Here is an 11,787-nt window from a genome sequence, read left to right on the forward strand (position 1 = left end):
CGTGCCAGCTTGCCCCGTGCGCGGGTCCTCCGCAACGCGATCAACTTGCCACGGGCAGTACGGTGCTGACGTGGCCACCGTGCTCCTGGTCGAAGACGACCACGTCGTACGCGGCGCGATGCTGCGTTCCCTGACCGAACGGGGGCACGCGGTGCACGCGGTCGGCACCGCGCTGGACGCGCTGCGCCGGGTCGCCGCCGAGACCCCCGATCTGGTCGTGCTCGACCTCGGCCTGCCCGACCTGGACGGGTCGGACGCGCTGCGGATGCTGCGCGGCATCACCGACGTCCCGATCATCATCGCCACCGCCCGCGACGACGAGCAGTCGGTGGTCCGGCTGCTGCGGGCCGGCGCGGACGACTACATGGTCAAGCCGTTCACCGGCGCGCACCTGGACGCCCGGATCACCACCGTGCTGCGCCGGGTCGGCCGGGCCAGCCGTACCGTGCAGCCGGCCGTGCACACCGTCGGCGGCCTGCGGGTGGACGTGGGCGAGCGCAGCGCGGTGCTCGACGGGGAGCCGCTGGCGCTGACCCGCAAGGAATTCGACCTGCTGGCGTATCTCGCCGCGCGACCCGGCCGGGTAGTGTCCCGGCGGGAACTCTTGGAGGAGGTATGGCGGCAGCCGTCGGTCGGCGAGGACCAGACCATCGACGTTCACCTGTACTGGCTACGCCGAAAGATGGGCGAGTCCGCGGCGAAGCCTCGTTACCTGCGCACCGTGCGGGGGGTGGGCTTCCGGCTGGTGGCCCCGGACTGAGGCTGGCGCTGGCCTACCTCACGGCCGGCATGTGTGCGCTGGTCGCGCTGGCGTTCCTGGTCCCGCTCGGGCTGAGCCTGCGCGACGACGTCCGCGAGGAGGCGCTGGCCGACGCGGCGCGCCGCAGCGCGCTGGTCACCGGGGCGCTCGCGGTGAGCACCGAGCCGGCGGCCGTGCGGCGGGCCGTGGAGGCCAGCGGGGACGACCCGGAGACCCGCCCGGTGGTGCACGGGCTCGGCGGGGACGAGGAGGCCGGCCGGGCCGCCGAGGCGGACCTGCAGCGGGCCCGCGCTCAGAAGCGGTCGGTGACCACCGACGTCTCCGGTGGGGTGCTGCGGCTGGACCCGGTGGTGCTCGACGACCGGGTCGCCGTGGTGGAGGTCTTCGTCCCCGAGGCCGACCTCGACGAGGGCTCCGGCGGCACCTGGCTGCTGCTGGCCGCCGTCGCCCTGGCCCTGATCGGGGCCGCCGTGATCGTGGTGGACCGGGTGGCGGCCCGGGCGGTCGACTCCACCCGCGGGCTGGTCAAGGCCGCCCTGGCCGTCGGCGACGGCGACCTGGGCGTACGGGTCGAGCCGAGCGGCCCACGGGAGCTGGCCGAGGCCGGGTACGCGTTCAACCGGATGGCCGACCGGCTGGTCGCCGCCCGCACCGACGAGCGGGAGCTGGTGGCGGACCTGTCGCACCGGTTGCGCACCCCGCTGACGGTGCTGCGGCTCGACGCCGAGGGGCTGGACTCCGACGACACGAGCGTCGGCTCCTTCACTCCGGCGGAGCTGGACCGGCGGCGCACGATCCGGCGCATCCGGCAGGCGATCGTCACCCTCGAGGGCGAGATCGACGTGCTGATCAAGACCACCCGCAAGGCGGTGGCCCACGAGGCCGGGCCGGCGGAGTGCGACGTCAGCGAGGTGGTCCGGGACCGGATGGTCTTCTGGGCGGCACTGGCCGGTGACCAGAACCGGCCGCATCGGGTCAGCGGCGCCCAGCTGCGCATCCCCGCGCCGGTGCCGCGCGCCGAACTGGCCGCCGCGCTGGACGCGGTGATCGGCAACGTGTTCCGCTACACCCCGCAGGGGACGGCGTTCGAGGTGGCGGTCTCCCGCCGGGACGGCTACGTGGCGATCCGGATCGACGACGCCGGCCCCGGGATCGCCAACCCGGACCGGGCGCTGCGCCGGGGCGCCAGCGACCAGGGCTCGACCGGGCTGGGGCTGGACATCGCCAAGCGGGTGGCGTTGCAGGCCAACGGTTCGGTGAGCATCGACCGGGCCCGGCTGGGCGGGGCGAGCGTGGTGATGCTGCTGGCCGACCCGGAGGCGACGCCCCGGCAGGTCAACCGCTTCGGGCTGGTCGGCCGGATGGCCCGGGAGGCCCGGGAGCAGAAGACCGGCGGGCGCCGGTGGCCCCGGCAGCGGTCGGCCGACGACTGAACCGGCCGGCCGGTGACGCGAGCGGCGCGGGCCGGCGGCGGTGTTTGTGGGGCGGCGCAAGTCTTCCTTAGATCCGGATTAACACGGTCGGCAGGCCGGCTGGGCGCTGCCAGGATCAGGGGGAACCCATCAGCTCCACCGGTCTTGTCGCCCCTGACAACTGCCGGCCGGTGGAGCCCGGGCGCGCGGCGGGGGCACGGTCCCCCCACACCCACCCCCGCCGCGCGCCCCACCTCTCCCCGGCCCGACAGTCGTGAGGTGACCCGATGACCCCGTCCCTGACCCGGCTGCTGCGCTGGGCCGTGGTGGTCGGCGCGGGTATCGCCCTCACGCTGGCGCTCTGGCAGGACCCGGTGCTCGCCTGACGGCGGCCCGGGCGGCGTGGCCCGGACCGCGGCGACGTGACCCGGCCGGTCAGCGCGTCCCGGTCGTCGCCCAGGCGTCGATCTCGGCGCTGATCCGGGACTTCTCGCCCGGTTCGAGGAACGAGGCGGTCACCGCGTCCCGGGCCAGCGCGGCCACCCCGTCGGCGTCGAGGTCGAGCAGCCGGGCGGCCACCGCGTACTCGTCGTTGAGGGTGGTGCCGAACATCGGCGGGTCGTCGGAGTTGATGGTGACCAGCACGCCGGCGTCGACCAGCCGCCGCAGCGGGTGCTCGTCCAGGTGCGCCACGGCCCGGGTGCGGATGTTGGAGGTCGGGCAGACCTCCAGCGCGATCCGGTGCTCGGCCAGGTACGCCAGCAGCTCCGGGTCCTGGGCGGCGGAGATGCCGTGCCCGATCCGCTCCGCGCCCAGGTCACGCAGGGCGTCCCAGACCGTCTGCGGGCCGGTGGTCTCCCCCGCGTGCGGCACCGAGCGCAGCCCGGCCGCCCGGGCCTGGTCGAAGTACGGCTTGAACTGCGGTCGGGGCACCCCGATCTCCGGGCCGCCGAGGCCGAAGCTGATCAGCCCGTCCGGCCGCTGCTCCAGCGCGATCCGCAGGGTCTCCTCGGCCGCCGGCAACCCGGCCTCGCCGGGGATGTCGAAGCACCAGCGCAGGGCGATGCCGAAGTCGGCCTCGGCCCGCTTGCGGGCGTCCTCGATCGCCTCGCAGAACGCCGGGGCGGGGATGCCCCGGCGCACGTGCGAGTACGGGGTGATGGTCAGCTCGGCGTAGCGGACCTGCTGGCGGGCCAGCTCGCGGGCGACCTCGTGGGTGAGGATCCAGACGTCCTCCGGGTCCCGGATCAGGTCCACCACGCTGAGGTAGACCTCGATGAAGTGGGCGAAGTCGCGGAACGCGAAGTAGTCGGCGAGGGCGGCCGGGTCGGCCGGGACCGGGCTGCGTCCCTCGTGGCGGGCGGCCAGCTCGGCGACGATCCGGGGTGAGGCGGAGCCGACGTGGTGCACGTGCAGCTCCACCTTGGGCAGTCCGGCGATGAAGGTGGGCAGGTCGGTCACAGGTTCTCCTCTGCACGGGCGCCGGTACGGGCGACGGTGAAGATCCGGCGGAACGGGAAGTACACCTGACCCTGCCGCACCGGGTACGCCTCGCCGAGGCGTACCCCCAGCTCGGCCCGGAAGTCCGCCCAGTCGGCGGCGTCCAGCGCGGCCCGGACCGGGCGCAGCGCGGTCCCCTCCATCCAGGCCAGCACCGGGTGGTCGGCGGTGTCGGCCGGCAGCAGGTGCACGTAGACAGTCTCCCAGGCGTCGACCGCGCAGCCGGCGGCGGCCAGCGCGGCGGCGTAGTCGACGGCGTCGTCGACCGGGGTGTCGCGCAGCAGCGGGGCCAGCGTGGCCGCCCAGCGGTCGCGGCGGGCGACCTCGCGCAACGCCCGGTGCGAGGGGGCGTCGAAGTTGCCGGGCACCTGGAACGCCAGCCAGGCGCCGGCGGGCAGCTCGCGCGCCCAGCGGGCGAGCAGCTCCCGGTGCTGCGGGACCCACTGGAGGACGGCGTTGCAGACCACCACGTCGACGTCGGGCGCGGGCCGCCAGTCCCAAACGTCACCGACGGTGAACTCGACCGGGGCGGCCAGGGCGGCGGCCCGGTCGATCATCTCCGGCGACGAGTCGACCCCGTGGACCTGGGCGGTCGGCCAGCGGGCGGCGAGGGTGGCGGTCAGGGTGCCGGGCCCGCAGCCCAGGTCGACCACGGCCCGCGGCCGGTCGGCCGGGACGCGGGCGACGAGGTCGTGGAACGGGCGGGACCGTTCGTCGCCGTAGCGCAGGTATGTCGTCGGGTCCCACATCACAGCCTCCAAACCGTACGTACGTCTTGCTATGACCCTACGGCCCGCGCTGCGGCCCGGCAAGGCGATCACTAGGCTCGACCCAATGGAACAGCGCAGCTTCGACCGGCTCGGCCGGCGGGTGGGTGTGGTCGGCCTCGGCGCCTGGCAGCTCGGCGCCGACTGGGGCGAGGTCAGCGAGGGCGACGCCCGGGCCGTCCTCGCCGCCGCCGTGGACTCCGGGGTCACCTTCCTGGACACCGCCGACGTCTACGGCGACGGGCGCAGCGAGCAGCTGATCGGGCGGTTCCTGCGGGAGCGGCCCGGGCACGGCCTGACCGTGGCCACCAAGATGGGCCGCCGGGTGGAGCAGACGCCGGAGGCGTACACCCTGGACAACTTCCGGGCCTGGACCGACCGGTCCCGCGCCAACCTCGGCACCGACACCCTGGACCTGGTCCAGCTGCACTGCCCGCCCACGGCCGTCTTCGCCGACGACCGGGTCTTCGACGCCCTCGACACGCTGGTCGCCGAGGAGCGCGTCGCCGGGTACGGCGTCAGCGTGGAGACCACCGAGCAGGCGCTGACCGCCATCGCCCGGCCCGGGGTGGCCAGCGTGCAGATCATCCTCAACGCGGTCCGGCTCAAGCCCCTGGAGCGGGTGCTGCCGGCCGCCGCCGCGGCCGGGGTGGGCGTCATCGCCCGGGTGCCGCTGGCCAGCGGCCTGCTCTCCGGCCGGTACGACGAGCACACCACCTTCCCCGCCGACGACCACCGCAGCTACAACCGGCACGGGGAGAGCTTCGACGTCGGCGAGACCTTCTCCGGGGTCGACTACGACCTGGGCCTGGCGGTCGTGCGGCGGCTCGCCCCGCTGGTCGGCACCGGGCGCACGATGGCCCAGTTCGCGCTGCGCTGGATCATCGACCAGCCCGGCGTCACCGTGGTCATCCCCGGCGCCCGCGACGCCGCGCAGGCGCGGGGCAACGCCGCCGCGGCCGACCTGCCGCCGCTGAGCGCCGCCGAGCGGGACACCGTCCGGGCGGTCTACGACGAGCTGGTCCGACCCCGGGTGCACGACCGGTGGTGAGCCGCGTCGGCGCGGTGCGCGCGTACCGCCCGCAGGGGCCGCATGCTGACCGGAGGCCGGGACCGCCGGCGCAGGTGAGGAGGGACCGATGAGGGGCTGGCTCACGCTCACCCTCGGGCTGCTGGCCGTGGTGGTCGGAGCGGTGTGGACGGTGCAGGGCCTCGGGTACGTCGGCGGGAGCGTGATGACCGACCGACGGATCTGGGCGGTCATCGGGCCGGTGCTGATCCTGATCGGACTGGTGGTGCTCTGGCGCGGCCTGAAGGCCCGCCGCCGCACCTGACCGCCTCGGCCGGCCACCGGCCGGCGGCGACCGTGGCCGGCACCGGCCCGGCCCGCCGGCACCGAGGCCCGCAAACGCGGAAAGCCCCGCGTCCCTGGAGGACACGGGGCTTCTCGTCGATCCGGGGGGCCGGATCACCCGGGCCGGCGGCTGCCGACCGGCACTACTCAGATGGGGCGGACCTGCTCGGCCTGCGGACCCTTCTGACCCTGGGCGATCTCGAACTCCACCCGCTGGTTCTCCTCCAGCGTGCGGTAGCCGCTGGTCTGGATGGCCGAGAAGTGGACGAACACGTCAGCACCCCCGCCGTCGACGGTGATGAAGCCGAAGCCCTTGTCAGCGTTGAACCACTTCACGGTTCCCTGCGCCATGTGTATCTCCTTCTAAAACTGGCGGCCGAGCACGCCGTGCGGCCGATTGGCCGTTTTCGAGCAGCGGCGCCTGAGGCGGCCCCCACGAAGGAGACTTCTCTCAACCCACGCCATCTCCAACAGCCGGGCCAGCTTAACCACGTACGCAAAAGCTCTGCACAGCCTAACGGACGAAATTCTCCGACATGTGACCTGACGGATGCCGAAGATCGCTGGGCGGGTGCCCGCAGCCGTGCGAAAGGCCCCCCACCCGTCGATGCGGTGGGGGGCCTTCGACCCGCTCGGATTCAGTCCGGCCAGCGGCCGGTCAGCCGTCGTACGCCGACCGCGCCGCCGCGGTCCACCGCCGCCCGGACCACCGCGAAGATGGCGCCCTGCAACGCCGCCGCGGCCAGGATCTCGCCCCAGCCGCGGTCCTCGTCGGTCGCGCTGGGAGCCTCGCCGTCGCCGGCCGTCATCGTCCAGACCTGCCGGAAGATCGCCCCGGCGACCGTACCGGCGGCCAGACCGAGCATCACCCCGACGGGCTTGTACGCGGCCCTACCGATGCCCTTGCTCACCTGCGCCTCCCTCGGACGATCAGCAGCACGACCACCGCCGCCACGGCGCCGGCCGCGACCGTCGCCCACGGCACCGGGTTGCTCCGGACCGTCGCACGCTTCTCGTGCGCCTGGGCCCGCGCCACGTCGGCCTTCTGCGCCGCCTGCCCGCGCACCCGGGCGACGGTCTGCGCCGCCTGCACGCGCATCCGCTCCTTCGCCTGACCGGCGGACTCCCGCAGCCGGGCCTTCACGTCGGCCTTGGCGGCCAACAGCTCCATCGTCTCGCCCAGCTCGACCCGGGTACGCCGGATCTCGGCGCGGAGCGCCTCGGCGTCGCCGGTCCCGTTGCCCGTCATGCCCGTCCCCTGTCCTTCACCGCGGCGGTGACGACGTCCACGTCCGCCCGGACGCTCTGCACCGTCGACGCCGGCACCGGGGGGACCGCACGGCTGACCTGCTTCTTGCCCACCAGGGCGAGCACCCCGGCGACCAGGAAGAGCACCACCGCCACGATCAGGGCGGCCAGCCACGCCGGCATGACCAGGTCCAGCAGCAGCACCCCGGCGGCGATCAGCGCGCCCAGCCCGTAGAAAGCCAGCGCACCACCCCCGCCGAAGAGACCGATTCCGATCCCGGCGTGCTTGCCCTTCTGGGTCAACTCCGCCCGGGCCAGCGCCAGTTCGTCCCGCACGAGGCGGGAGACCTGCTCCGTGGCCCGCTGCACCAGTTCGGCGGTGGACGGCTCGCTCCCGGTCCGGGACGTCTGGTGGTTCGCGACGTCAGCCATGCTGTCCTCCTTTCATCATCACCGCGCTGTATGCCCGGAGTCGCCGCCCGTCAATCCTGCGCGCAGTGACCAACCACATCTGACCGCAGGAGGGGCCGCAGCGTCCGGCGAAACGCGGAAGCCGTTACCACGAAGCACCCGCCGACGCGCGCGGGCGGGTAGGCGGGTGCGGTGGGGGCCGGCTCAGCGGCGGGCGTCGGCGTGCTCCTCGGGGCCGACGAAGGCCTCGCTGCGGGCGGCGCCGTCGTCGCTGCCGCCGAAGACCCGGGCGTCGTCGGGCACCTCGGGCTCCTGGCGCCGGCGCACCGGCCGGCGGGGCTGCACCCACTGCCAGGCCAGGGCGCCGGAGGCGTCGCCGATCTCGGTGCGGTTGCGCGGCAGCGCGGTCGGGCGGTGGTCCCGGATCCAGCCGACCAGGTGCTCCCGGACCAGGCAGCGCAGGTCCCAGAGGCTGCCCGCGTCGGCGGCGCTGACCAGCGCCCGGACGGTGATGCTGCCACCGGTCGCGTCGGTCACCTGCAGCACGCAGACCCGGCCGTCCCACAGCTCGGTGCTCTCCACCAGGCGGCGCAGCTCCTCGCGCATCGCCTGCACCGGGACCGCCCAGTCCACCTCGAACTCCGCCGTGCCGAGCACGGCCGCCTCGGTGCGGGTCCAGTTCTGGAACGGCTTGCTGGTGAAGTACGAGGTGGGCAGGATCAGCCGGCGGTCGTCCCAGATCTGCACCACCACGTAGCTGAGGGTCAGCTCCTCGATCCGGCCCCACTCCCCCTCGACCACGACCACGTCGTCGAGGCGTACCGCGTCGCTGAAGGCGAGCTGGAGGCCGGCGATGACGTTGCCGAGCAGGCTCTGGGCGGCCAGCGCGGCGACCACACCCACCACACCGGCGGAGGTCAGCACGCCGGCGCCGATGCCGCGGACGGCGGGGAAGGTCATCAGCATCACGCCCACGGCCAGCACCACGATCACCGCGATGGTCAGCCGACGCAGCAGCACCACCTGGGTGCGTACCCGGCGGGCGTGGCGGTTGTTCGGCACGTCCACCCGGAACCGGGCCAGGGCGGTGTCCTCGACCACCACCAGCAGCGAGGCGACCAGCCAGGCGACCGCGGCCACCACGGCCAGCACCAGGGTGTGCAGCACCACCTGCCGCCAGGGCGTGCCGACGGCGTACCCGGTGGTGAACCGGACCGCGAACTGGACGGCGAGGACGGTACCGGCCACCTGGAACGGGCGGTGCGCGTGCTCGGTGAGCTCGGTCATCAGCAGTGAGCGCCGGCCGAACCGGCGGATCATGCGATGCACCACCTCGACGAGCAACACAGCGATCGCCGCCGCGATGGCCGCGGCGGCGATCGTTCCCAGGTAGTCCTGCACAGGCTCTCTCCCTCCGGCCGGGCTTCGGGCAAAAGCCCTATGGTGCCCGGCGTTTCCGGAATCGACCAGCTCAGACCTTGCGATACCGGGACTGGAGGAAGCAGAACGTGCCGAAGGCGGCGATGCCGAGGGCGACCAGCACCAGCAGGACCTGGCCGTAGGACTGCTCGCGCAGGGTGCGCAGCGCGGCGTCCAGGCCACGGGCCTTCTCCGGGTCGTACTTCACCGCGGCGACGACGATGAGCAGGCCGGCGATGGTGTACGCGATGCCCTTGGCGACGTAGCCGGCGATGCCGAGCCGGCGGGCCAGGGTGCGGGTCTTCGGGCTCATCTCGCCGGCCTTGAGGTGCTTCTCGAAGCGCTTGACCAGGCCGTAGATCACCAGACCGACGCCGATGGCGGCGAGCACCAGACCGGCCAGGCCGACCACCAGCCGGCCGCTGCCGGAGGTCATCAGCTTGCCGGTGAGCGCCTCCTGCTGGTCGGCGCTGTTGGAGCCGGCGTCCTTGAACACCTTGAAGGCGGTCCAGGCGAAGTACAGGTAGACGATCGTCCTTCCGGCGGAGGCGAGCCGTTCCCAGACGCGCTCCCTGCCCTGCTCGGCGCGGTGCCCGACGGCCGCCTCCAGGCCCTGCCAGATGGCCATCGCCAGCAGGCCGACCGCGATCAGGATGACCAGCGTCTTGCCCAGCGGCTGGGCGGCGATGGTGCGCAACGCACCGGACTGGTCGCCGTTCTCACCCGGCTTGCCGAAGGCGATCTGCAGGGCCAGCCAGGCGAAGAGCAGGTGCACGACCCCGTAGCCGAGGAAACCGGCCCGGGCGAGGAGTTCCAGCCACCGGCTGTCCGCGGTACGGGCGGCGGTGGCTTCGGCGTTCCGGGTGAGAGACATGGCGCCACAGTCTCCGAATGCGGAGATCGTCAAACGTGGCGCGACGCCGCCCGGCTCAGCTGCTGCTGTTGCGCGCCACGCGGATCGTGACCTCCTGGTCGGTGACGCTGTCCAGGGTGACCGCGAAGCCGCCCACCTCGGTGGCCTGCTGGCCGACGGTGAGGGAGAGCTGCTCGCCGGCGACCTCGACGGTGACCTGGTCGCCCTGGGCGCCGATCAGCTTGGCCTCGACGCCGAGGATGGTGGCCCGCGCGTCGACGCCGCGGTCGAAGACGACCGTGCAGGCGTCCAGGCCGCAGTCGGTCTGGGCACCCTCGGAGCTGCATCCGGCCAGCACGGCCACGCCGAGCGCCAGGCCGGCCAGCAGACCGGCGACACGGCGGGTGGGGGTCAGAGGGGAGGTACCGGATCGCGTCGTCACCCGACCAAGGGTACGAGACGGCGGCGAGACCGCCACCGCTGAGTGATCATCGGACGGGGCGGGGCACCGCGTTAGGGTCCGGTCATGCCGTTCGACATCGCCCGGACCCGGGCCGCCTACCCCGCCCTGACCGAGGGTTTCGCCCACTTCGACGGTGCCGGCGGCACCCAGACCCCGCAGTCGGTGATCGACGCGGTCGGCGCGGCGATGCGCACCGCGCTCGGCAACCGCACCCCCGCCTTCGCGCCCGGCCGGCGCGCGCTGGAGCTGGTCGACGCCGCCCGCGCCGCGGTGGCCGACCTGCTCGGCGCGACGCCCCGCGGGGTGGTGCTCGGGCCGAGCGCGACCGCGCTGACGTACACGCTGGCCCGGACCCTCGGCGACACCTGGCGCCCGGGCGACGAGGTGGTGGTCTCCCGGCTCGACCACGACGCGAACGTGCGGCCGTGGGTGCAGGCGGCCCGGGCGGCCGGCGCGACGGTGCGCTGGGCGGAGTTCGACCCGGCCACCGGTGAGCTGCCCGCCGGCCAGTACGCCGAGCTGGTCGGCGAGCGGACCCGGCTGGTCGCGGTGACCGCCGGCAGCAACGCCATCGGCACGGTGCCGGACGTGGCGGCGATCGCCAAGAGCGCGCACGCCGCCGGGGCGCTGGTCTGCGTCGACGGCGTGCACTCGGTGCCGCACGGCCCCACCGACCTGGCCTCCACCGGGGCGGACTTCCTGGTCACCAGCGCCTACAAGTGGTCCGGCCCGCACCTGGCCGCGATGGTGGCCGACCCGGCGCGCTGGGAGTCGCTGCGTCCGGCCAAGCTGGTGCCCTCCTCCGACGCGGTGCCGGACCGCTTCGAGGCCGGTACGCCGAGCTTCCCGCTGCTGGCCGGGGTGGCCGCCGCGGTCGACCACCTGGCCGGGCTGGACCCGACCGCGACCGGCGACCGGCGGGAGCGGGTCCGGGCCGGGCTGGCCGCCGCCCAGGCGTACGAGGAGAGGCTCTTCGACCGGCTGCTCGCCGGGCTGGCCGACAACGACGCGGTGACCGTGTACGGGGCCGCCGCGCGGCGCTGCCCGACGGTGTCCTTCCGGCTCGCCGGCTGGTCGCCGGCCGGGCTGGCGGCGGCGCTGGGCGAGGCGGGGCTCTGCCTCTCCGCCGGGGACTACTACGCCTACGAGTACTTCCAGGCGATGGGGCTGCGGGCGGACGGCGGGGCGGTGCGGGCCAGCGTCTACCACTACAACACGGCCGACGAGGTGGACCGGTTGCTGGCCGAACTCGACACCCTGGCCCGGCGGCGGGAGACAATGGGCCGGTGAGCTTCCTGGTCGAGGAGAACCCCGCCAAGCACCGCTTCGAGATCCTGGTCGACGACGCGCTGGCCGGCTTCACGGCGTACCTGCCGCGCGGCGAGGTGCGGATCTTCACCCACACCGAGGTGCGCCCGGAGTTCCAGGACATGGGGGTCGGCGCCGCGCTGGTCCGGGCGACCCTGGATCAGGTACGCGAGCAGGGCGGCCGGCTGGTGCCGCAGTGCCCGTTCATGCGGGCCTACATCGAGCGGCACCCCGAGTACGCCGACCTGATCTTCCAGCCGGCGTAGCAACGGCCGACGCCGCCGGGCGGCGG

The 11,787-nt window shown here is 74.1% G+C and carries 15 protein-coding genes; 6 read left to right on the forward strand and 9 right to left on the reverse strand.

All coding sequences use genetic code 11. The features are described from left to right. Window positions 1-70: 70 nt before the first annotated feature. The gene (locus V6U88_RS14100) at window positions 71-760 is read left to right on the forward strand and encodes a response regulator transcription factor (protein WP_334453135.1); all 690 of its coding nucleotides are present in this window, start codon (window positions 71-73) and stop codon (window positions 758-760) included. Between the two features lie 29 nt (window positions 761-789). Continuing rightward, window positions 790-2,193, forward strand: a complete 1,404-nt coding sequence (locus V6U88_RS14105) for a HAMP domain-containing sensor histidine kinase (RefSeq protein ID WP_334453137.1) — start codon at window positions 790-792, stop codon at window positions 2,191-2,193. Window positions 2,194-2,607: 414 nt separating this feature from the next. Here V6U88_RS14105 and V6U88_RS14110 read toward each other — a convergent pair whose 3' ends face one another. Both V6U88_RS14110 and V6U88_RS14115 read right to left on the reverse strand, forming a co-directional pair. Next, window positions 2,608-3,633: an adenosine deaminase gene (locus V6U88_RS14110; protein ID WP_334453139.1), complete on the reverse strand. Its 1,026-nt coding sequence runs from the start codon at window positions 3,631-3,633 to the stop codon at window positions 2,608-2,610. Continuing rightward, window positions 3,630-4,421: a trans-aconitate 2-methyltransferase gene (locus tag V6U88_RS14115; RefSeq protein ID WP_334453140.1), complete on the reverse strand. Its 792-nt coding sequence runs from the start codon at window positions 4,419-4,421 to the stop codon at window positions 3,630-3,632. The genes V6U88_RS14110 and V6U88_RS14115 overlap by 4 nt, the downstream gene beginning before the upstream one ends. 85 nt (window positions 4,422-4,506) lie before the next feature. Here V6U88_RS14115 and V6U88_RS14120 point away from each other — a divergent pair, with 85 nt between their 5' ends. Then, on the forward strand, window positions 4,507-5,490 hold the full coding sequence (locus tag V6U88_RS14120; protein WP_334453141.1) for an aldo/keto reductase: 984 nt from the start codon (window positions 4,507-4,509) through the stop codon (window positions 5,488-5,490). An 88-nt stretch (window positions 5,491-5,578) separates the two neighbouring features. Next, window positions 5,579-5,773 (forward strand): hypothetical protein, encoded by a 195-nt coding sequence (locus V6U88_RS14125; protein WP_334453142.1) that lies wholly within the window; start codon window positions 5,579-5,581, stop codon window positions 5,771-5,773. Between the two features lie 167 nt (window positions 5,774-5,940). Here V6U88_RS14125 and V6U88_RS14130 read toward each other — a convergent pair whose 3' ends face one another. The 7 genes from V6U88_RS14130 to V6U88_RS14160 all read right to left on the reverse strand — a co-directional run bounded on the left by V6U88_RS14130 (window position 5,941) and on the right by V6U88_RS14160 (window position 10,166). Further along, window positions 5,941-6,144: a cold-shock protein gene (locus V6U88_RS14130; protein WP_007075740.1), complete on the reverse strand. Its 204-nt coding sequence runs from the start codon at window positions 6,142-6,144 to the stop codon at window positions 5,941-5,943. A gap of 287 nt (window positions 6,145-6,431) precedes the next feature. Then, on the reverse strand, window positions 6,432-6,704 hold the full coding sequence (locus tag V6U88_RS14135) for a DUF4235 domain-containing protein (protein WP_334453144.1): 273 nt from the start codon (window positions 6,702-6,704) through the stop codon (window positions 6,432-6,434). Further along, the gene (locus V6U88_RS14140) at window positions 6,701-7,042 is read right to left on the reverse strand and encodes a DUF3618 domain-containing protein (RefSeq protein ID WP_334453146.1); all 342 of its coding nucleotides are present in this window, start codon (window positions 7,040-7,042) and stop codon (window positions 6,701-6,703) included. The genes V6U88_RS14135 and V6U88_RS14140 overlap by 4 nt, the downstream gene beginning before the upstream one ends. Further along, window positions 7,039-7,473 carry a phage holin family protein gene (locus V6U88_RS14145; RefSeq protein ID WP_334453148.1) on the reverse strand — a complete coding sequence of 145 codons (435 nt, stop codon included), beginning with the start codon at window positions 7,471-7,473 and terminating at the stop codon, window positions 7,039-7,041. Before V6U88_RS14145 ends, V6U88_RS14140 begins: the two co-directional genes overlap by 4 nt. A gap of 183 nt (window positions 7,474-7,656) precedes the next feature. Further along, the gene (locus V6U88_RS14150) at window positions 7,657-8,853 is read right to left on the reverse strand and encodes a mechanosensitive ion channel family protein (RefSeq protein WP_334453150.1); all 1,197 of its coding nucleotides are present in this window, start codon (window positions 8,851-8,853) and stop codon (window positions 7,657-7,659) included. 70 nt (window positions 8,854-8,923) lie between these two features. Continuing rightward, entirely contained in the window at window positions 8,924-9,745 is an 822-nt protein-coding gene (locus V6U88_RS14155) for a DUF1206 domain-containing protein (RefSeq protein ID WP_334453151.1), read from the reverse strand. Between the two features lie 55 nt (window positions 9,746-9,800). Further along, a complete protein-coding gene (locus tag V6U88_RS14160) occupies window positions 9,801-10,166 on the reverse strand; it encodes a hypothetical protein (protein WP_334453153.1) in 366 nt (121 codons plus the stop codon). An 84-nt stretch (window positions 10,167-10,250) separates the two neighbouring features. On the opposite strand from V6U88_RS14160, the gene V6U88_RS14165 reads away from it, so the two are divergent. Next, entirely contained in the window at window positions 10,251-11,477 is a 1,227-nt protein-coding gene (locus V6U88_RS14165; protein WP_334453154.1) for a cysteine desulfurase-like protein, read from the forward strand. Next, window positions 11,474-11,761, forward strand: coding sequence for a GNAT family N-acetyltransferase (locus tag V6U88_RS14170; RefSeq protein ID WP_334453156.1), 288 nt, complete (start codon window positions 11,474-11,476; stop codon window positions 11,759-11,761). The genes V6U88_RS14165 and V6U88_RS14170 overlap by 4 nt, the downstream gene beginning before the upstream one ends. Window positions 11,762-11,787: the final 26 nt, after the last annotated feature.

The organism is Micromonospora sp. CPCC 205739 (assembly GCF_036906795.1).
GTDB lineage: Bacteria > Actinomycetota > Actinomycetes > Mycobacteriales > Micromonosporaceae > Micromonospora.

Excerpts from the sequence above, each read along its gene's own strand:
- V6U88_RS14105 (WP_334453137.1), top strand. The coding sequence starts at position 790 with ATGTGTGCGCTGGTCGCGCTGGCGTTCCTGGTCCCGCTCGGGCTGAGC.
- V6U88_RS14115 (WP_334453140.1), bottom strand. The coding sequence starts at position 4,421 with ATGTGGGACCCGACGACATACCTGCGCTACGGCGACGAACGGTCCCGC.
- V6U88_RS14120 (WP_334453141.1), top strand. The coding sequence starts at position 4,507 with ATGGAACAGCGCAGCTTCGACCGGCTCGGCCGGCGGGTGGGTGTGGTC.
- V6U88_RS14125 (WP_334453142.1), top strand. The coding sequence starts at position 5,579 with ATGAGGGGCTGGCTCACGCTCACCCTCGGGCTGCTGGCCGTGGTGGTC.
- V6U88_RS14130 (WP_007075740.1), bottom strand. The coding sequence starts at position 6,144 with ATGGCGCAGGGAACCGTGAAGTGGTTCAACGCTGACAAGGGCTTCGGC.
- V6U88_RS14140 (WP_334453146.1), bottom strand. The coding sequence starts at position 7,042 with ATGACGGGCAACGGGACCGGCGACGCCGAGGCGCTCCGCGCCGAGATC.
- V6U88_RS14145 (WP_334453148.1), bottom strand. The coding sequence starts at position 7,473 with ATGGCTGACGTCGCGAACCACCAGACGTCCCGGACCGGGAGCGAGCCG.
- V6U88_RS14155 (WP_334453151.1), bottom strand. The coding sequence starts at position 9,745 with ATGTCTCTCACCCGGAACGCCGAAGCCACCGCCGCCCGTACCGCGGAC.
- V6U88_RS14165 (WP_334453154.1), top strand. The coding sequence starts at position 10,251 with ATGCCGTTCGACATCGCCCGGACCCGGGCCGCCTACCCCGCCCTGACC.